Source organism: Paraburkholderia sp. SECH2, from assembly GCF_030464795.1.
Lineage (GTDB): Bacteria > Pseudomonadota > Gammaproteobacteria > Burkholderiales > Burkholderiaceae > Paraburkholderia > Paraburkholderia aspalathi.
Genome location: NZ_JALPRH010000025.1, coordinates 77,299 through 96,371, shown reverse-complemented (window position 1 = coordinate 96,371; position 19,073 = coordinate 77,299). Strand labels below are relative to the sequence as shown.

At 62.0% G+C, this 19,073-nt stretch carries 14 protein-coding genes and 1 pseudogene; 5 read left to right on the top strand and 10 right to left on the bottom strand.

Going from position 1 to position 19,073, the window contains the following annotated elements:
* A partial coding sequence (locus M0D66_RS30535) for a hypothetical protein (RefSeq protein WP_301773185.1) occupies positions 1 to 333 on the bottom strand: 333 nt, incomplete at its 3' end.
* Between the two features lie 984 nt (positions 334 to 1,317).
* On the opposite strand from M0D66_RS30535, the gene M0D66_RS30530 reads away from it, so the two are divergent.
* The gene (locus M0D66_RS30530) at positions 1,318 to 2,079 is read left to right on the top strand and encodes a 3-oxoacyl-ACP reductase (protein WP_093634836.1); all 762 of its coding nucleotides are present in this window, start codon (positions 1,318 to 1,320) and stop codon (positions 2,077 to 2,079) included.
* A 26-nt stretch (positions 2,080 to 2,105) separates the two neighbouring features.
* On the opposite strand, the pseudogene M0D66_RS30525 reads toward M0D66_RS30530, so the two are convergent.
* Positions 2,106 to 3,081 (bottom strand): annotated as a pseudogene (locus M0D66_RS30525) (zinc-dependent alcohol dehydrogenase family protein).
* A 422-nt stretch (positions 3,082 to 3,503) separates the two neighbouring features.
* On the opposite strand from M0D66_RS30525, the gene M0D66_RS30520 reads away from it, so the two are divergent.
* Positions 3,504 to 4,892 (top strand): FAD-binding oxidoreductase, encoded by a 1,389-nt coding sequence (locus tag M0D66_RS30520; protein ID WP_093634837.1) that lies wholly within the window; start codon positions 3,504 to 3,506, stop codon positions 4,890 to 4,892.
* A 215-nt stretch (positions 4,893 to 5,107) separates the two neighbouring features.
* Positions 5,108 to 5,698: a YSC84-related protein gene (locus M0D66_RS30515; RefSeq protein WP_093634838.1), complete on the top strand. Its 591-nt coding sequence runs from the start codon at positions 5,108 to 5,110 to the stop codon at positions 5,696 to 5,698.
* Positions 5,699 to 5,890: 192 nt separating this feature from the next.
* On the opposite strand, the gene M0D66_RS30510 is transcribed toward M0D66_RS30515, so the two are convergent.
* Together M0D66_RS30510 and M0D66_RS30505 are read right to left on the bottom strand one after the other, a co-directional pair.
* Positions 5,891 to 7,450: a methyl-accepting chemotaxis protein gene (locus M0D66_RS30510; RefSeq protein ID WP_211700380.1), complete on the bottom strand. Its 1,560-nt coding sequence runs from the start codon at positions 7,448 to 7,450 to the stop codon at positions 5,891 to 5,893.
* Positions 7,451 to 7,648: 198 nt separating this feature from the next.
* Positions 7,649 to 8,188: a YbaK/EbsC family protein gene (locus M0D66_RS30505; protein ID WP_211707950.1), complete on the bottom strand. Its 540-nt coding sequence runs from the start codon at positions 8,186 to 8,188 to the stop codon at positions 7,649 to 7,651.
* A 208-nt stretch (positions 8,189 to 8,396) separates the two neighbouring features.
* Between M0D66_RS30505 and M0D66_RS30500 the strand changes: the two genes are divergently transcribed.
* Together M0D66_RS30500 and M0D66_RS30495 are read left to right on the top strand one after the other, a co-directional pair.
* A complete protein-coding gene (locus M0D66_RS30500; protein WP_211707931.1) occupies positions 8,397 to 9,722 on the top strand; it encodes a YihY/virulence factor BrkB family protein in 1,326 nt (441 codons plus the stop codon).
* Between the two features lie 439 nt (positions 9,723 to 10,161).
* Entirely contained in the window at positions 10,162 to 11,349 is a 1,188-nt protein-coding gene (locus M0D66_RS30495) for a porin (RefSeq protein ID WP_093634842.1), read from the top strand.
* Positions 11,350 to 11,629: 280 nt separating this feature from the next.
* Here M0D66_RS30495 and M0D66_RS30490 read toward each other — a convergent pair whose 3' ends face one another.
* From M0D66_RS30490 to M0D66_RS30465, 6 genes are all read right to left on the bottom strand, one after another.
* Positions 11,630 to 12,502: a proteasome-type protease gene (locus tag M0D66_RS30490; protein WP_093634843.1), complete on the bottom strand. Its 873-nt coding sequence runs from the start codon at positions 12,500 to 12,502 to the stop codon at positions 11,630 to 11,632.
* Between the two features lie 254 nt (positions 12,503 to 12,756).
* Positions 12,757 to 13,584, bottom strand: coding sequence for a transglutaminase family protein (locus M0D66_RS30485; RefSeq protein ID WP_093634844.1), 828 nt, complete (start codon positions 13,582 to 13,584; stop codon positions 12,757 to 12,759).
* A gap of 13 nt (positions 13,585 to 13,597) precedes the next feature.
* Positions 13,598 to 14,548 (bottom strand): alpha-E domain-containing protein, encoded by a 951-nt coding sequence (locus tag M0D66_RS30480; protein ID WP_093634845.1) that lies wholly within the window; start codon positions 14,546 to 14,548, stop codon positions 13,598 to 13,600.
* A 173-nt stretch (positions 14,549 to 14,721) separates the two neighbouring features.
* The gene (locus M0D66_RS30475) at positions 14,722 to 16,131 is read right to left on the bottom strand and encodes a circularly permuted type 2 ATP-grasp protein (RefSeq protein WP_054040394.1); all 1,410 of its coding nucleotides are present in this window, start codon (positions 16,129 to 16,131) and stop codon (positions 14,722 to 14,724) included.
* Between the two features lie 413 nt (positions 16,132 to 16,544).
* Positions 16,545 to 16,997: an HU family DNA-binding protein gene (locus tag M0D66_RS30470; RefSeq protein ID WP_007177969.1), complete on the bottom strand. Its 453-nt coding sequence runs from the start codon at positions 16,995 to 16,997 to the stop codon at positions 16,545 to 16,547.
* A gap of 472 nt (positions 16,998 to 17,469) precedes the next feature.
* Positions 17,470 to 18,948 carry a PLP-dependent aminotransferase family protein gene (locus tag M0D66_RS30465; RefSeq protein ID WP_211707930.1) on the bottom strand — a complete coding sequence of 493 codons (1,479 nt, stop codon included), beginning with the start codon at positions 18,946 to 18,948 and terminating at the stop codon, positions 17,470 to 17,472.
* Positions 18,949 to 19,073: the final 125 nt, after the last annotated feature.

Sequence of the window (19,073 nt, the reverse complement as noted above, 5' to 3'; positions counted from 1 at the left end):
CATGACCACCGTCACCATGACCGCCGTCGCCATGGCCGCCATCTCCATGACCACCGTCACCATGACCGCCGTCGCCATGGCCGCCATCTCCATGACCACCGCCACCATGACCGCCGTCGCCGTGACCGCCGTCGCCATTTCCGCCCGTCCCACCACCGCCTGTTCCACCTCCGCCTGTTCCACCTCCGCCTGTTCCACCACCGCCCGTCCCACCACCGCCCGTCCCACCTCCGCCCGTCCCACCACCGCCCGTCCCACCACCGCCCGTCCCACCACCGCCCGTCCCACCACCGCCTGTTCCACCACCGCCCGTCCCACCACCGCCTGTTCCACCACTACCCGTCCCACCCTTCCCCCCACTACCGCTCCCCGCACTTCCGGCACCGAGTCCCACCGCGCCAGACGTCGAGCCGCCTCCGCTACCGTTAGCGCCCGCTCCAGTCGATGAAGTCCCGCTGCCATCGCTGCTCTGCGAGCCCGACGCCGATGCAGACCCCAGCCCCGCAGCCGCAGCCACCCCACTTCCACCAAACGCTCGCAATCCACCATCGTCCTTCTTGCAGCCGAGCGTATCGAATAACGGACAATCAATCGGCAATGCTTGCGCAACCATCAGCTTCGCCGAACTTGCGGACGGCGCAGCAGGTGCAGTCGGGTTCGTTTGAGCACCCGCCATCGCCGCATAAAGACTCACAGCAACCGCCAATACCGCTTTGCTTGTCCCCAACGTCCGCGTGTCCCCGTTTTGCTTTTTCATTTCATTCTCCTAACCATATAAATCGAAAGACAGATTCAGATAACGAGTGAATCTCTGTTCGCTGTTAAAAATGAAACTTCAAAGCCCGGTCGACATTGCCAGGCACCGCACGAAAAGCGCGCGACGCCCGGCATCTCATCCGCAGATAATCCCGGTCCGATTTGACGTGATCCGGAAGAAGCGACTAGCTGTGCGCGAACAAAGGCTTGAAAAGAACACAGCAGGGGCCCGATGGACATTGAAGTTATGCGGAGCGCCATCCGATGACCGTGCGCTACCCCACGCAATGCGAAATTGCTGGCCTGTTTCCGATTAATTGCGCTGTACGACTGTTAAATATCGTTAATTACCGTTTTTAACAGCATCGGAAATTATCTTCTCTAGATATGTAGTCCAAACTATTATTTTTACTTCAGACCCAGATCGCTTCATCAGATGATTCGAACAGCCGCAAACAACCTATTTACCCGGGAGCGAGGGGTTTCGGCGGAGAAGTGAGCCTGAAAACCGAATCAGGCGACAATACGCAGATCGCAACCTCATCGACAACAGGAAGAGAAATGCTTTTATCCGAACAATGGGTACTGGTAACGGGCGGCGCTCGCGGACTCGGCGCCGCGATCACGCGCGCACTGGTACGCGAAGGCGCGGGCGTCGTGGTGAATTACCGCAAGAGCGAAACGCTGGCTCACGCACTGAAAGACGAATTCGGCGATCGTGTCCTGCCGATCCAGGCGGACGTGACCGATGCGGCCGCCGTCGCGCGCCTGTTCGAAACGGCGCAGGCGCAAACCGGGCAGCCCATCGTGTCGGTGGTCAACAACGCGTTGGCCGACTTTCAGTTCGACGGCGACGCCCGCCCGAAAATCGACTCAATCGACTGGGCGCGTTTCCAGCAGCAATTGGACGGCTCACTCAAGGGGGCGCTCAATACGACGCAAGCGGCGGCCGCGGGCATGCGCTCGCGCGGATTCGGCCGCATCGTCAACGTCGGCACCAATCTGTTTCAGAACCCGGTGGTCCCCTATCACGACTACACGGCAGCCAAAGCAGCCCTGTTGTCGCTCACGCGCACCGCCGCTCACGATCTCGGCCCGGATGGCATTACGGTAAACATGGTGTCGGGTGGTCTGCTGCGCACCACGGACGCGAGCGCCGCCACGCCGGAATTCGTCTTCGACCTGATCGCCAGTTCGACACCAGTGCGGCGTGTCACGACGCCTGAGGATTTCGCCGACGCCGTGCTGTTCTTCCTGTCGCCGTGGGCGCGTGCAGTCACGGGGCAAAATCTGATCGTGGACGGCGGCCTCGTGAAGGGATAATCCTAAGGCGCGCAGCAACGTTCCGCTCAGTTCACCTCGACCACAACTTTGCCTCGCGCGCTACCGTCGGCCAGTGCTTCATAAGCAAGCTGCGCGGTGCCCAGATCAAAGCGCCGCGCGTCGAGGCGGGGCGCGAGCCTGTTTTCTTCCGCGAGCCGCGCCGCCACTCTCAGCATCTCGCCGTGATGCGCGCGGCCTTTGCCAGAAAGCAACGCATGCAGCGTGAACACACCTGAGTAGGTCGCTTCGCGAAACGACAGCGGCGCTAGCGCATGCGTGCCCCAGCCGAGCGCGCTCACCACATGGCCGAAATGCCGCACGGCGGCAAACGATGCGTCAAGCGTCGTCCCGCCGACCGTATCGACGACCAGGTCGAAACCCACACCATCCGTCGCAGACTGGACATATTGTTCGACCGACTGTGCACGGTAATCGATCGGCCTGGCGCCGAGCGCCTCCACCACGCTCGCTCACGGTCGCAAAGACCTTCGCATCGAGCGCGAGCGCCAACTGCACGCAGACGTATCCGACACCACCCGCCCCACCATGCACGAGCACCGTTTGCCCTGCCTGCAGATGCGCACGATCGACAATGCCCGAGTACGCCGTGATAAAAGCAAGCGGTAGCGTAGCGGCTTCGCGCATTGAGAGATTGGACGGTTTCAAGGCCAGCAAATCCGCATTGACCGATGCGTATTGCGCCAGCGATCCTTGCAGGCCGCCCACTCCACCCGTCATTCCGTACACCTGATCACCCGCCTTGAACCGATCGACACCTACGCCCACTGCCTCGACGACGCCAGCCATGTCGATCCCCAACACCGCCGGCAACGGATGTTTCGCGTGCCCGGCGGCGCCGGCGCGGATTTTTGTGTCGAGTGGATTCAGACCGCTCGCGGCGATTCGCACCAACACCTCGCCGCGCGCAGGCTCGGGGCGCGGTAGTTCGGTCGGTTCGAGCGGGCCATTGTGCTGCCTGAGAACAAGAGCTTGCATGGACATCACGCCTCCCGGGCGATTGATCATGAACGAGTCGATACGGGCATATTCCTCCGCGCGAAACCGCATGTAAATCGACACGTCAGCACGGTACGCAAACGAAAATGGCACCCTTCGCCCACAAAAGTGTCGCCGCGCAGCCACCAGCACGGCACACACCCAACACTTCCTCTCGCGGTCTTTTCCGGAAGTATTTCCACCATACACGGCGACGACGACAGTCATGACCCGTGCCTCAGCGCACGAACACTTACCGCGCGTGCTTTCGCGCGACATCGATCGTGGACGCGGGTTTACCTTCGTTTGACTTACCGAAGCAGGGCCGTTTACTGGACGCAGCCTGAACCTGTCCAGACGCTTTCAATTTGCTTTGTTCAGCTGAATGGTGTTCCGAGAGCGTCTCCCATTATGTCTGGAGGTGTGTCATGGTAAGCGTGTCCAGCAGCGCCGCTGAAGAACTCAAAGCCGCGATCCGAGGCGAACTGTTGCGGCCCGGCGACGCGGGTTTCGACGAGGCCCGCAGCATCTGGAATGCAATGATCGATCGGCATCCGGCGTTGATTCTGCGCTGCGCCGGCGTGGCCGATGTGCGCCGCGGTGTAGCATTCGCGCGCGACAACAATCTGCCGCTGGCGGTGCATAGCGGCGGCCACAACATCGCCGGCACCGCGCTATGCGACGACGGCCTCGTGATCGATCTGTCGCCGATGAAATCCGTGGTCATCGATCCGGTCGCGAAGCGCGCGTATGTCGAGCCTGGTGCCACGCTCGCCGATTTCGACCACGAAGCGCAAGCGTTCGGACTCGCCACGCCACTTGGCATCAACTCGACCACCGGCGTGGCAGGTCTGACGCTAGGCGGCGGGTTCGGCTGGCTGAGCCGCAGATACGGCATGACCGTCGACAATCTGATTTCAGCAGACGTGGTCACCGCCGACGGGGAATTGCTGCACGCAAGCGCGGACTCGCACGACGATCTGTTCTGGGCGATTCGCGGTGGTGGCGGCAATTTCGGCGTCGTAACGCGCTTCGAGTTCGCGCTGCATCCGGTCGGACCACTCGTGTACGGCGGCCTCGTCGTGCTGCCGATCGATCAGGCGAAAAGTGCCCTGCTCCAGTACCGCACGGCTGCAGAGCAGATGCCGGAAGAACTGAGCGTATGGGCCGTTCTACGGCTTGCGCCACCGCTGCCGTTCCTTCCACCCGAAGTGCACGGCAAACCGGTCATCGTATTCGCGATGTGCTACACAGGCCCGATCGAAAACGGGCCGTCCGTGGTAGAGGCAGTACGCGGCTTCGGCACGCCGATCGGCGAACATCTCGGGCCAATGCCATATGCCATGTGGCAACAGGCGTTCGATCCACTACTCACGCCGGGCGCTCGTAACTACTGGAAGTCCCACAACCTCGACAAAATATCGGACGGTCTCATCGACGCGCTGCTCGATGCGATCGGCAAGCTGCCATCGCCGCAATGCGAAATCTTCTTCGGGCAGATCGGTGCGCAGACGAGCCGGGTGCCGGTCGAAGCCACGGCCTATTCGAGCCGCGACACGCAATATGCAATGAACGTGCATGGTCGTTGGGACGACGCGAGCGATGACGAGCGCTGCATCGCCTGGGCCCGCGCATTCTTCGACGCAGCCGCACCGTTCGCGCTAGGCAGCGTGTACGTCAATTTCATGACGCAGGAGGAGGGCGGACGGATAGCCGACGCGTATGGACCGAATTACGCGCGTCTCGTCGACGTGAAGAACCGCTATGACCCGCACAACCTGTTCCGCCACAATCAGAATATCCGTCCGGCGGCCTAGGAACCGTGGGGAAGCAAGGGGGACACGGCGTTGAACGCCGTGAATCCCCCGTGAACGTCAGCGCATGACAGCTGTCTATAGACAGGCCGCGGCGTCAGGCACGCTAAATGCTGCCTAGCAGACATACGGGCTGCCGACGTACGCATGTGCCAAAGTCACGGCACTCACTGTCACACAAGAAAACGCAATCTTCACTATGCACAAGGAGAACAATCATGCGCAGACGACAATTCATCATGACCTCGAGCGCCGCTTTGGCTACGGCGGGTCTTGGCCTCGCCGGCTGCACGACCACGTCGCCATCCTCGAGCGCGTCTGAGTCGGCGAACGCCGGCAAGCGCGACACGATCAACGCTGGCGTCGACTCCACCTTGTCGCGTCTCTACGCGAACGTCACCGGCTCGCGCGAACTGGTCGCCAAGGCGCGCGGCGTGCTCGTGTTCCCGTCGGTGATTTCCGCGGGTTTCTGGGTTGGCGGGCAATACGGCGAAGGGTCGTTGCGCGTGGGTGGCCGCACTACCGGCTACTACAGCACCGTCGCGGGCTCGTTCGGTTTGCAGATCGGCGCGCAGTCCAAAGCGCTGGTGTTCCTGTTCATGACGCAGGAAGCGCTGGACAAATTCCTCAGCAGCCAGGGTTGGGCAGCAGGGGCAGATGCGACGGTCGCCGTCCTGAAGGTCGGTGCAAACGGCGCTGTCGATACCTCGACCGCCACCAGCCCGGTCGAAGCGTTTGTGCTGACGAACGGCGGCTTGATGGCCGGTGTGTCGCTCGAAGGCACGAAGGTCTCACGTCTGATCATCTGAGCGTGCGCGCGTGACGCCTCCATCAGGCGGCGTCACGCGCACCACGAACACGGCGCGGCTCGCCTCACCATAGTCATATTGACCACACTGCGGTAAAACTCACCCGTTTTACAATTCCGCCGGGCCACTGTGTCAGCTTGGCCAAGACATTCATTCAGTCTCCACCTGGCGCCGCGTGTGCCTCCACGCTGTTCACGCCCCTTCCGGCAGCGTAAACACGGCAATGGCCGCCGCCAGTTGCCCGGTCTGCACTTTCAGGACGTCGGCGGACGCGCTCGCTTCTTCCACCAATGCCGCGTTCTGCTGGGTCGTTTGATCCATGCTCGCCACCGCAATGTTGACCTGCTCGATGCCCGAGCTTTGCTCGACCGACGCCGCGCTGATCTCACCCATGATGTCAGTCACGCGACGCACCGCATGCACCACTTCCTGCATCGTTTCACCAGCCCGGCCCACGTACTGCGAGCCGCCTTCGATCTGTGCGGCCGATTCTTCGATCAGCGTCTTGATCTCTTTGGCCGCCGCCGCGCTGCGCTGCGCGAGACTGCGCACTTCGCCCGCCACCACCGCGAAGCCGCGCCCTTCCTCACCGGCGCGCGCCGCTTCGACGGCCGCGTTCAAGGCAAGAATGTTGGTCTGAAATGCAATCCCCTCGATCACGCCAATGATGTCGCCGATCCGGTGCGATGACTGCGAGATGCCACGCATCGTCTCGACCACCTGGCCGACCACTTCACCGCCACGCGCCGCCGTCTCCGAGGCGTTGTGCGCCAGTTGACTGGCCTGCTTGGCGTTGTCGGCGTTCTGTTTCACGGTCGCAGTGATCTGCTCCATGCTGGAAGCGGTTTCGCCGAGCGCGGTCGCCTGCTGTTCCGTACGACGCGACAGGTCCGCGTTGCCGGCGGCGATCTCGTTGGACACCGTCGAAATCAGCGTTGCGCCGCTGCGAATCTGCGTGATCGCCTGCGCGAGCCGATGCTGCATGCGCTGCATCGCGGCGAGCAGGCTGACGTTGTCGCCGGCTTTTGTCTCGACGACCACATCGAGGTCGCCATCGGCGATACGGGAAGCGATCTGCGCCGCGTAAGCCGGTTCGCCGCCGAGCTGCCGCAAGATGCTGCGCAGGATCACGCCGATCACGACCCCCACCACCAGACACAGAATCAGCGCGGCGCCGACGTACTGCACGAGCGTGGTGTAAAACGCGGCGTCGATATCGTCCGTGAACACACCGGTGACGATCGTCCAGTCCCATGGCTTGTAAAGCCGCACGTAGTTGATCTTCGGCGCCATCTTATTGGAGCCCGGCTTCAGGAACTGCAGGTGGATGAAGCCTTCGCCTTCGCGCTGGGCGAGATCCGAGCCGTCCTTGAACACGTGGCGGCCTTGCGGGTCCGTGAAGCCGCTCATGTCCTTGCCTTCGAGATCGGCCCGCACTCCGTGCATCAGCACTCTTGCGTGCGGGTCCTCGATGACGAGGTAGCCGCCGGCGCCGTCGTAGCGCATTGCGCGCAGGTCGGCCATGGCCGTGCGTTGCGCGTCGGCGAGCGGCATCGTGCCGGCTGTGACGAGGCCGTTATAGCGATCCAGCACGCTATAGGCCACGCTCACTACGCTTTTCAGCTCGGCCTGCCGATTGGCGATCATTGTGTCGCGCGTTTTGAACGCGCCCCACAGGCCGATAGCCAGAATTCCCATACACATCACTGCTAGCGCGAGCCAAAGCCGCACTTTCAGGCGAAAGCGTTCCATCTCCGTTTTCCTTTCTACTTATAGTCGGGCGCCGCGCGGGCAGGCACCGTAACTGTTCATGTCAATCTTCGGAATAACGGCGGAGTGTGGGAAAACTTCAGCGTTTGTTTGATCCGTTCGTTTGATGCCTTCGTGCGTTGAACTATGGGGCTGAGCTTGACCGGTGCGGCTTGCCGGGGCGGCGGGCGCCCCACCGTTTCATTCGGCCGGCAACGCAAGCGAGGCAACTTCACAGCGCGGCCACTGCTTCAGCACCTCCGGCGCCAACAGCAACTTGGCCGCCCGCACCCCTGCCCCCATCACGATCTGAGCGCGCTCCATGACCGCGGCGTCGACGAGAATACGCCAGTCTTCCGGCAAGCCGAAGGCCGTAATTCCGCCGAATTCCATCCCGCTATGCTCGACGGCGGCCTCCCGTTTTGCGAACGAAAGGCGCTGCGCACCCAGCGCCGCCTTCACCGCGCCATTAATGTCTAGACGCAGCGAACCCAGCGAAACCAGTGCTGCGTAATGCTCGGCGCCCTCCTTCTTGTAGCGGACCACGATCGTGTTGGCGCAGTCCGCGAGGCCAAAGCCGTAGCGCGCGCTGAATTCGACGGTGTCCGAAGCGTCGTCGCTGACGGCAAATACGGTCACGCCCTGGGCCGGCAGATTCTCGACCACATGCGCGGGCAAATGCGCGCTCAGTTGTTCCGCGGGGATGATATCCAGCTGCTTGATGAGTTCGTGCGAGTGCATAGCGATAAAAGTGTGAAGGTCCAGCGGCATTCTAACGGCACACACGCTGGCGGCGTATCGCGCGCATCGGCATGAAGCGCTTGTTATAGTGACAGGCACAAGGTTTGCGAAAGGCGTCGATGCGAAGTCTGCACATGCTGCATTGAGGCCACCTCAGCGGCACGCACGCGGCGCTTCTCGTGCCAGTATCCCCTTGAGAAACACGACCATGGACATCGACACGCTCTCCGCCGAGAACCTCCAGCTTGTAGCGCGCAGGCAGGCCAACTGGGCAATCGGCGCATTCAAACAGTTTGCCGACGACCGCTGCGCGGCCATGGCCGCCAGCATCGCCTTCTATGCGGCCTTCTCGCTCGCGCCCACGCTGGTCATGGTGATCGCCGTGGCCGGCTGGTTCTTCGGCGCCGCCGCCGCGCGCGGCGAACTGTTCAACCACATTCACGGCCTGCTCGGCGACCAGGCCGCCGCGGGCGTGCAAACCATCGTCGAGAACGCTCATCACAGCGGCAGCGCCGGCGGCATCGCGGCGATCATTTCGTTCTCGATGCTGGCGATCGGCGCCTCGGCTACTTTCTCGTCGCTCAATAGCGCACTCAATATGGTGTGGCCGTACACCGGGCCGCGCTCGTCGAGCGTGATCGCGATGGTGCGGGTGCGCCTGATTTCGTTCGGCCTCGTGCTCGGTGTCGCCTTCCTGCTGATCGTCTCGCTGGTGCTCGATACGGTCATCACATTTATCGGCAAATGGCTGTGGGGCAACTCGCCCTATGTGGTGATCGGCAACCTGCTGCAACTCGGCGTCGGCCTGCTGGTGCTGGCTTTCGCCTTCGCCGGACTGCTGAAGTTTCTGCCGGACGCCAAGGTGCAGTGGCGAGATGCGTTCGTCGGTGGGATCGTCGCGGCTGTGCTGTTCTCGGCGGGCAAGAAACTGTTCGCGCTGTATATCGCGCATGCCGGGATGGCGAGCTCGTTCGGCGCCGCCGGCTCGCTGGCCGTGCTGCTGATGTGGCTGTACTTCTCGGCTGCCGTACTGCTGCTCGGCGCGGAGTTTTCGGCGGCGCGCGGGCGCATGCACGATCCGCGCGGCGGCTGGGGCATGCAGGAAAACTCGCCGCCCGGCAGCCGCGCCATGCTTGCTTCGGTGCTGGCGGCATCGACGGTATCGGCCGATGCTGTGCCTCATGTGGACAACCGCGAAACCCCTGCCGGCGGGCATGCTCGAGCAACAGGAGCGGCTGCGGCCATGGCGCGTGGCGTTGCAACGCCAGCGTCAGCTTCACCGCAAGTGAGGCCGCGAAAGAAGACTTCAGCTCGGGCAACCGCGGTCAAGATCGGCCGCACTGTCGTCCTTGCCGAAGCGCAAGCGACACGCGTCGCCGCGGTCACGCTGGTCGAAGCAGGCCGCACGGCTGTCGCCGCCGATCGCTATGTCAGACGGCATCCGTGGACTTCAGTATTGTTTGCGGCGGCGGCCGGACTGGCCGCCGCGGCTGTCGCGCGCCGCAACGCCGGCGATAACGGCCCGGGCGCGTGAATAAGCGTGAAGACTGAAGCGGGCCACGGCGACACACCACCGCGTCAAAGCTGAACCAGGGGTTGCAACCGCAGCGGTTGCGCCTGCTCATAGCGCATAAATTCTGTCCAGCGCGTCCGTCAAGGGAAACCCGGCTCCATTTTTATATGCATGCTGCAAAGCAGCGAAAACGGTTAGACGACTAGATTACAAAGCCCATTCAAACAAGTGTCTAAATTACGGGTAGCGACACCTTCACTGTCAACGAAACAACAATAATGCGCGGTCGGCCAACCAGTATTGCGGAAATAGCAACAATCGTTAACGGGCTTTAAATACAAGGCTTTGCGTCGTTTGTCGGTTTTTGGAGACACTCTTTTTTTTCCGGTTCTTACCAGTTAAGGCAGTGAGCTATTCTCCTTTCCGCAACAACAAACTAATCATCTGCGTGGAGAAATGGATGAAACGAGTCGCACTGTCTACCCTCTCGCTGGCGCTTCTGGGCGTCACCGGCATGGCGCATGCTCAAAGCAGCGTTACCCTTTACGGCCTGATCGATGAGTCGGTCCAGTACGTCCACAACACGAAGGACGCGGCCGGTAACAACAAGAATCTGATCGCCATGGTCGCCGGCAACCTGCAAGGCGATCGTTTTGGCCTGAAGGGCACGGAAGACCTCGGCGGTGGCCTGAAGGCAATCTTCCAATTGGAAAACGGCTTTGACGTGAACAGCGGCAAGCTGGGTCAAGGCGGCCGTATGTTCGGTCGTCAAGCCTACGTCGGCCTGACGGGCGACCAATGGGGCACGTTCACGCTGGGTCGTCAGTACGACCCGCTGGTCGACCTGGTTCAACCGCTGACGGGTGACAACTACTTCGGCTCCACCTTCGCAACGCCGGGCGACGTCGATAACAACGACAACTCCTCGCGCACGAACAGCGCCATCAAGTACACCTCGCCGGTGTGGGGCGGCTTCCAGTTTGAAGGCATGTACGCTCTGGGCGGCGTGGCTGGTCAAACGGGTTCGGGTCAAACGTGGTCGGGCGCTGCAACGTATGCAACGGGTCCGTTCAGCGTTGCTGCAGGCTACTTCCGCGCTGACAACGGCAACACGCTGGCTAGCCGTATTGCTGGCACGCCGCCGTCGGCAGGCTGGAACGGCAGCACGTCGGACGGTACGTTCGACGGCCAGGTCAACACGGCCTACGCAGCAGCGAAGTCGATCGGTATCGCTTCGGTCGCAGCGCAATATGTGACAGGCCCGTTCACGGTCAACCTGCGCTACAGCAACGCGCAATACAAGCCGGATGCAAATTCGGGCTTCGGTTCGACCGAGAAGTTCAACGTCGGCGGCGTGTACCTTGGCTACCAGGCAACGCCGGCTATGCTGGTGGGCGTGGGCTACATCTACACGAAGGGCACGGGCGACTCGAGCGCAACGTATAACCAGGTTTCCCTGGGCGGCGACTACAACCTGTCGAAGCGCACGGACATCTACCTGGTCGGCGCATGGCAACACGCAAGCGGCCAACAACGTGATTCGGCTGGCAACCTGGTTGCAGCTGGCGCATCGATCGGTTCGTACGGCTACAACTCGGCTTCCAACTCGCAAGAAATGGTTAGCCTGGGCATCCGCCACAAGTTCTAATCGAACTTGTCGGACTGCTGAAACAATACGCAGTTCGAAGACCAGCCAAGGGCGCAAGCCTTTGGCTGGTTTTTTTTCGTCTGTCGGTTCTGGCGCATGCGGCGAACGCTGCCATATGCAGACCAGGCCGAGAATCGATGGAGAGTGCGCCGCGCGTCCATCGCGATCAACTCAACCGGTAGAACAAATGAAAAAGGCCGCCGGCAAGCCCTTAACAGGCTCGCGACGACCTTGGTGTGAGACTTCCGGCCCGTAGGCCTCTAAATCTACGCCGACCGCTCTAGCGCCGCTGCGTCTTGCCCTTCTCTGCCTGCGCCAACGTCTGTGCCGGTTTCGCATCGAGCTCATGCTCCACACCGTCCGCCCCCACCGGCGCGCGATGCAGCACCAGCGCACGCTCACGCTGCAGCAGCGGCACATCAGGCGATTCCTGCCAGTCCGGATCGGGAATCTCGCCGAATACCTGACGCAGCCGCTCACCCCACGTGCGGTGAATCATCTCGAAGTAGGCATTGTCGTGGTCGATCGAAACGAAGCGCGTAACGTGCAGCGAATCTTTCTCGTACACCAGCAGATCCAGTGGCAGCCCGACCGAAAGATTCGAACGCAGCGTCGAATCCATCGAAATCAGCGCGCACTTGGCCGCTTCGTCGAGCGGCGTGGACGGCGTCAGCACACGGTCGATGATCGGCTTGCCGTACTTGGCCTCGCCGATCTGGAAATACGGGTTCACGGCCGACGCTTCGATGAAATTGCCCGCCGCGTAGATCATGAACAGGCGCGGCCGGTTGCCGGCGATCTGGCCACCCAGAATGAAGCTGCAATTGAATTCGACGCCGAACTCCTGCAACGCATCAGCTTCGCGCTGATGCACACGGCGGACCGCGTGACCAATCACGCGGGCCGCGTCGGCCATGGTGGGCGCGCTCCAGAGCGTGGGCTGCGAAGGATCGACGGGCTCGGACAGCTCGTGCAGCACCGCTTGCGTGAGCGACAGATTGCCGGCGCCCAGCAGCACAAGCATGCGTTCGCCGGGCTGCTCGAACACCGACATCTTGCGCGCGGTGCTGATGTGATCGACGCCCGCATTGGTGCGCGTGTCCGACAGGAACACGAGCCCGTCGTCGACGGACATCGCTACACAGTAAGTCATAAGGAAAAGTACCCGCAAAAAACGACAGAACGGCGCTATTGTAATGCGGCGCGCATGCGCCTCACCCCGTTTTACGGCCGCCGCGTGCCGAATCTGAATGGTTATGCGGGCTGACGCTCACTTAAACGCCTCGCCAGCCCTTCTGGCGAGGCGTTCTGTGTGCGACTTGATGTGACCCACCGAGCCGGCCGCGGGCGGCCTGTCATGCAGCCCCGGCGTCCTGCCGAGTTGACTGCCAATCCCCACCCGCCACGCTATTGCGGCATCTGTCCGCTGACCGTGACGGACACCTTCAATTGCTCCTCCAGCCCGCCGATCCGCCGGCCGCGCACCGGTGCGGCGGCTTCGTAATCGCGCGCCACGGCGAGCCGGCAGTAAATCTCGCTGGCAAACGCGGCATGCGTGACGTCGACGGAAATCCAGCCCTTGCCGTCGAGCCACACGTCGACCCATGCGTGGCTCGCGCCGTGGTCCGCCCCAAGGGGACTTACTCCGCCGCTCACGTCGCCGGGTTCGATGTAGCCGCTCACGTAACGCGCCGGGATACCGCGCGCGCGGCAGCAGGCCAGCATCAGATGCGCGTGGTCCTGGCACACGCCGTTGCCGAGCGCGAGCGCCTGGGCGGCCGTGCTGGTGACTTCGGTGATGCCGGTGTTGTACTTCACGCGCTGCACGATCTGTTCGGCCAATTCGATCAGATTGCCGGAAGTCGCCAGGCTCGGCACCGATGCGGCCAGCTCGCGGACTGCCGCATCGGCCTCGGTAAGACGCGTCGAACAGGTGAAATGCTCGAGCGGAATCGGGCCGACCGCGTCGGGCAAGTGACCATCTTTCAGCGCGATCGTGTCCACTTCGCCCGCTACGTGCAGACGAATCTCGTTGTGCGGCTTGTTGATGACGAGCGTATGCAGCACATTGCCGTAAGCGTCGAAGGTGGCGTCGAGCTTGCCGGGTGCATCGATGCTCCAGCGCCGCACCACCTGCGAGGCGCCGCTTGCCGGCGTCAGGCGCAGTTGCTGGATCGAATAATGGACAGTCGCTTCGTAGCGATAGGACGTGTCGTGGCGGATCGTCAGGTACATAAAAAGAACTCCGTCAGGCGACTGGCAACATCAGATAGGTACGCGCAACCAGATTGCCGAGCTCGAACACGCGAGCCAGGAACTGTGTCAGATAGGCGTGCAGGCCGGCTTCGAAAATCTGCCGGATATCGGAATACACCAGTTCGGCGCGCAGCTTGCCGGCAAATCGCTCGCACTGGTTCGAGCCCGGCGTGCGCAGCATCGCCAGATTCGTGCAGACGCCTTCGAGCGAAGCGAGCAGCGAGCGCGGCATCTGCTGGTTCAGTATCATCAACTCGACCACCCGCGCTGGCGTGACGACATCGCGATACACCTTGCGATAAATCTCCAGCGCCGACACCGAACTGAGAATCGAGGTCCAGTAGTAAAAGTCTTCGAGCTGGCGGGCGGCATCGCGTGAATTCGGCTCGACGTCGGCAAAGCGCACGTCGAGAATCCGCGCGGTATTGTCGGCGCGTTCGAGGAAGGTGCCGAGCTGCGTGAAGAAGAACGCGTCGTCCTGCAACGCGGTGCCGATCGTCACGCCGCGCGACAGGTGCGAGCGGAACTTCACCCACTCGAATAGCGCGCCCGGATTGCTCACGGCCTGACCGGACTGACTTCGTTCGTTGAATTCGAGCCAGGTGTCGTTGATGGTTTCCCACCATTCTGTCGTCAACGTGCCGCGCACGGCGCGGGCGTTTTCGCGAGCGGCCTGCAAACACGAGTGAATGCTCGACGGATTGTTCGCATCAGCCACCATGAAGTCGAGCACATGTTCGCGGGTCGGTTCATCGTAGCGCTGCGCGAAGGCGCTTTCGAGCTCGGAAATGCGCAGCACCGAGCGTTGTGCGCGCGACTCCTGTTCGGGCGTTTGCGGCAGCAGCAACGCCTTCAGGTTGATGTCGAGCATGCGGGCGGTGTTCTCCGCGCGCTCCATGTAGCGGGCCATCCAGAAGAGGTGATCGGCGGTTCGGCTTAGCATGACGGCGTTCCGTATCTGATGACGCGAGCCCCAAGTAAAAGTAAAAAGGCTCGCGCTGGTTATCCGTGTGCACCGGCGGCGGTTCGACTAATTCGCCGGCACGTTGGGTTGCGGGTGCGGTTGCATGAATTGCTGCACCAACTCCAGCATGAGCAACCGCATTGGCAACCGCGTCAGTCGACCATCCACGTATCTTTGGTCCCGCCTCCCTGCGACGAATTGACGACGAGGGAACCCTCCTGCAACGCCACGCGCGTAAGACCGCCCGCGCACATCGTCACGCTCTTGCCGGACAACACGAACGGCCGCAAGTCGATATGGCGCGGCGCGATGCCGGACTCGACGAACGTCGGGCATGCCGACAACGCGAGCGTGGGCTGCGCGATATAACCCGCGGGTCGCGCGATCAGGCGCTCACGGAACGATTCGATTTCGGCTTTCGTCGACGCCGGTCCCACCAGCATCCCGTAGCCGCCCGCGCCGTGCACTTCCTTGACGACCAGCTCGGGCAGATGCGCGAGTGTGTACGCGAGATCGTCGGCCTTGCGGCACTGGAACGTGGGGACGTTGTTGAGGATCGGCTTCTCACCGAGGTAAAACTCGATCATTTCCGGCACGTACGGGTAGATCGATTTGTCGTCGGCGATACCGGTGCCCATGGCATTCGCCAGCGCGACACGTCCGGCTCGATACGCGGTCAACAGACCCGGCACGCCCAGCGCTGAATCGTTGCGAAAAGCGAGCGGATCGAGAAAATCGTCGTCGACGCGGCGATAGATCACGTCGACGCGCTTCGGTCCCTGCGTGGTGCGCATGAACACATAGTTGTCGTCGACGAACAGATCCTTGCCCTCCACCAGTTCGACGCCCATCTGCTGCGCGAGGAAGGTGTGCTCGAAATACGCGGAGTTGTACATGCCCGGCGTGAGCACCACCACGACCGGATCGTCGACGCCTTCGGGCGCCACCGAGCGCAGTGTGTCGAGCAGCAGATCGGGATAATGCGCGACCGGCGCAATGCGGTTCTGCACGAACAGCTCGGGGAAAAGCCGCATCATCATCTTGCGGTTTTCCAACATATAGGACACGCCCGACGGCACCCGCAGGTTGTCTTCGAGCACGTAGAACTCGCCCTCGTCGCCTGCGCGCACCACGTCGACGCCGGCGATATGCGCGTAAACACCGAGCGGCACGTTGACGCCCTGCATTTCAGGCCGGTATTGCGCGTTGGTATAGACCTGTTCGGCCGGCACGATCCCGGCACGCACGATGTTGCGATCGTGATAGACGTCGTGGATAAACAGATTGAGCGCCTGCACCCGCTGGCGCAAACCGGCCTCCAGCGTCTGCCATTCGCTGCGCGGAATGATGCGTGGAATCAGATCGAAGGGGATCAGCCGCTCGGTGCCGGACAAATCGCCGTTCACCGCAAAGGTGATACCGACCCGGCGGAACAGCAGGTCGGCTTCCGCACGCTTGCGTGCGATCGCCTCATTGCCCTGCTTTACCAGCCACCGCTCAAAGCGCGCGTAGTGTGGCCGCACGGCATCGTCATGATGACGCATCTCGTCATAGCATCGCATGTCACGCCCCGCTCTTGTTGTCGGATAGAAGGCGAATGCGCTGCGCATTCGGTGTTCGACAATCGTTCAAGCAAGCGCTATGCCATTGAGCTCTTCGCGTACCAAATACAGTGCATGCACGCCAACAGCGCATCCCGACCGGCATGGCCTCGCTGCCATCGTACTGCGGCGGCTCATGATGCGCTAGTACGGTGCATAAGCGGCACCTTGGCGGGCAGCGGCGAGTTCGCCAAGCCACGGCAGGCGGACATAAAAAATCCCCGTGGATTCGCATCCACGGGGATTCGGACAACTCGCACTGCGGGTCGGCTCAAACGTTAACCACGGTTAAAAGCGCACGATTAAAAGCACACGGTTAAAAACGCACCGTTAAACCACCACGCTCAAAAACCGCGGCAACGCATGAAGCTCGATCAGCCTGCTGCTGCGTCTTTCAGCTTCTTCAGCGGACGTGCCTTGATGCGCACGCTAGCCGGCTTGGCCGGGAACCAACGCTCTTCACCCGAGAACGGGTCTTTGCCGAAGCGCTTCTTCTTCGCCGGCACAGCTTGCACGACGATCTTCAGAAGACCCGACAGCGTGAATTCGCCAGCGCCCTTCTTGTGCACAGCGCCGAGGATCGTGTCTTCGAGCGCGGCCAGAACGGCCTTGGCAGTCTTCGGTTCCACAGCAGCGCGTTCAGCGACGTGTGCAGCCAGCGAGGCCTTCGTGAAGGTGTCCTTGATCGGCGACGGAGCGCTGGACGCCTTCACGGCGACCTTCTTAGCTGCGACGGCTTTCTTCGCAGGGACTTTCTTTGCAGCAACCTTCTTGGTCGGTACCGGGGCAGCAGCCTTCTTGGCCACCTTTTTTGCGGAAGTCGGCATGTTTCTCCTACCTGTAGTGGTCAGTGAATTGCACGAAGCGCACACGGTATGTGCACGCTTCAACGCCGGATTCTACAAGCGCTAATACGATTTGCGCGAATCTTTTGTGTATAACAGCGAAGGTTTGTTGCGCGGCGCAGACTGCGCAACACATTTTGATCCTTGTTTTAGCGGGTAAACGTGCGTCGGCGAGCCTCGGACCGGTCTGCAACACGAACACGTAACGTGCGTTACAAGTCATTTCGATGCCTGAATAGAGGCACTTTCGGCGCCGGGCGATCGTCGACGGATCTCAGCTCGATGCCAAAACCGAGGCTCGCCGACACGTTCGCCACGCCGATTCACGCGACGGAAAAAACACGCTCCCTGCAGCGAAAGTCTCTGCAGGGAGCGGCTAACGTTGCTCTGCGACAGAAAATCACAGGCGGTTTCAAGGATAGGCTTAAGTAATATTCGAGCGTGCTTTGGGTCGTCAGCGGGCAAGGCGCGGCAAAATGTCGGCGAGCCTGGTAAGCGCCGCGTCGATATGTTCGACAGCAATGCTGCCGTAACCCAACATCAAACCGGGCTGCGGCTTCGCACGCTGATAAAACGGCGCGAGTCCATACAAGCCGATCGACGCTTCACGCGCGGCGCTCACTAACGCCTCCTCGGAAAACGGCGCCTTCAGCCACGTCGCCATATGGATGCCGGCGGTCGGCACGATCGGTTCGAACCACTGCGCGAGCTCGCCCTGCAAATGCTTCAGCATCATCGCGCGGCGCGCCGCATAGGTCTTGTGCATGCGCCGCACATGCTTGGCGAAGTCGCCGTTGAGCATGAAGGTCGCGAGCGCGGTTTGCGTGAGGGTGCAGCCGTGACAGTCGGCAATCTGGCGGGCCTTGAGAAGCGGAACATAGAGTGAGGCAGGCGGCACCACGTAGCCGACCCGCAGCTCCGGAAAAATCGTCTTCGAAAACGTGCCCACGTAAGCGACCAGACCGGCACGGTCGAGACTTTTCAGCGGCTCCATCGGCCGGCCTTCGAAACGATACTCGCAGTCGTAGTCGTCTTCGATGATCACGGCGCCGCGTTTCTGCGCCCATTCGAGCAACTCGACGCGCCGTTCCAGACTCATCGGCATGCCGAGCGGGAACTGATGCGAAGGCGTCACGTAGACGACCCGCGCCTTGTCCGGGAGCTTGCTCACGATCAGGCCTTCGGCGTCCACCGGTACCGGCACCACGCGTGCGCCCGTGGCCGTGAAGCACGCCTGAACCGGCGGATAGCCGGGGTCTTCGAGCGCCGCGATCTCGCCGGGCCGCAATGTGATGCGCGCGATCAGATCGAGCGCGTGCTGCGCGCCTTGCGTGACGATCACGTCGTCCCAGTTGCTCGCGACCGCCCGGTTGAACGCCAGGTAGCGCGAAATCGCGAGGCGCAATTCCTGCTCGCCGGCCACGTCGCGATACATGCCTGGGCCGCGCGCCTGCACACGCAATGCGTGGTTCACGCAGCGACGCCAGACGTCGAAGGGGAACAGCGATTTGTCGGTCGCGCCGCCGACGAAATCCAGCGGTGGGGCCACCGTGGGCCGCGGCAACGGCAGAGTCTCGGGCATCTCCTCCCACAACGGCTGGGCGCGCGCCGCAGTTTTCTGTTTCGCCTTCGCCCGCTCGCGCGCCGACTCGGCCGCCCGTGCATGCGACGAGCGCTCCGCCGGCAGACGCTCCAGACCATCGGCGACGAAGGTGCCCGAACCGGCCCGGGCGCTCAGATAGCCTTCTGAGAGCAAGCGTTCGAACACCTCGAGCGTCGTCTTGCGTGAGACACCCAGTTGCGTGGCGAGATCGCGCGTGGAAGGCAAACGCGTGCCGCCGGCGAGGCGCCCTTCGAGTATGCCGGCACGCAACTGCCGATAGATCTGTCCGGACAGATCGTGACGCCCGTCGACCGCGATATGGATGTCCATCCGAGTGGCTACCTTCAATATCCAAAAAATGCTTATTCTGAAAGACCAATGCCTACTGCAAGCTTACCTCCGTCGGCGCCATCGGAGCAGAAACGTACCGGACATTTACGACAAGGAATCGTGCA

Bases quoted from the DNA above. Each gene is read 5' to 3' on its own strand.
- M0D66_RS30515 (WP_093634838.1), top strand. From the start codon at position 5,108: ATGCGCAGACGACAATTCATCATGACCTCGAGCGCCGCTTTGGCTACG.
- M0D66_RS30470 (WP_007177969.1), bottom strand. From the start codon at position 16,997: ATGCCGACTTCCGCAAAAAAGGTGGCCAAGAAGGCTGCTGCCCCGGTA.
- M0D66_RS30505 (WP_211707950.1), bottom strand. From the start codon at position 8,188: ATGCACTCGCACGAACTCATCAAGCAGCTGGATATCATCCCCGCGGAA.
- M0D66_RS30510 (WP_211700380.1), bottom strand. From the start codon at position 7,450: ATGGAACGCTTTCGCCTGAAAGTGCGGCTTTGGCTCGCGCTAGCAGTG.
- M0D66_RS30480 (WP_093634845.1), bottom strand. From the start codon at position 14,548: ATGCTAAGCCGAACCGCCGATCACCTCTTCTGGATGGCCCGCTACATG.
- M0D66_RS30475 (WP_054040394.1), bottom strand. From the start codon at position 16,131: ATGCGATGCTATGACGAGATGCGTCATCATGACGATGCCGTGCGGCCA.
- M0D66_RS30485 (WP_093634844.1), bottom strand. From the start codon at position 13,584: ATGTACCTGACGATCCGCCACGACACGTCCTATCGCTACGAAGCGACT.
- M0D66_RS30520 (WP_093634837.1), top strand. From the start codon at position 3,504: ATGGTAAGCGTGTCCAGCAGCGCCGCTGAAGAACTCAAAGCCGCGATC.
- M0D66_RS30500 (WP_211707931.1), top strand. From the start codon at position 8,397: ATGGACATCGACACGCTCTCCGCCGAGAACCTCCAGCTTGTAGCGCGC.
- M0D66_RS30490 (WP_093634843.1), bottom strand. From the start codon at position 12,502: ATGACTTACTGTGTAGCGATGTCCGTCGACGACGGGCTCGTGTTCCTG.
- M0D66_RS30495 (WP_093634842.1), top strand. From the start codon at position 10,162: ATGAAACGAGTCGCACTGTCTACCCTCTCGCTGGCGCTTCTGGGCGTC.
- M0D66_RS30465 (WP_211707930.1), bottom strand. From the start codon at position 18,948: ATGGACATCCATATCGCGGTCGACGGGCGTCACGATCTGTCCGGACAG.
- M0D66_RS30530 (WP_093634836.1), top strand. From the start codon at position 1,318: ATGCTTTTATCCGAACAATGGGTACTGGTAACGGGCGGCGCTCGCGGA.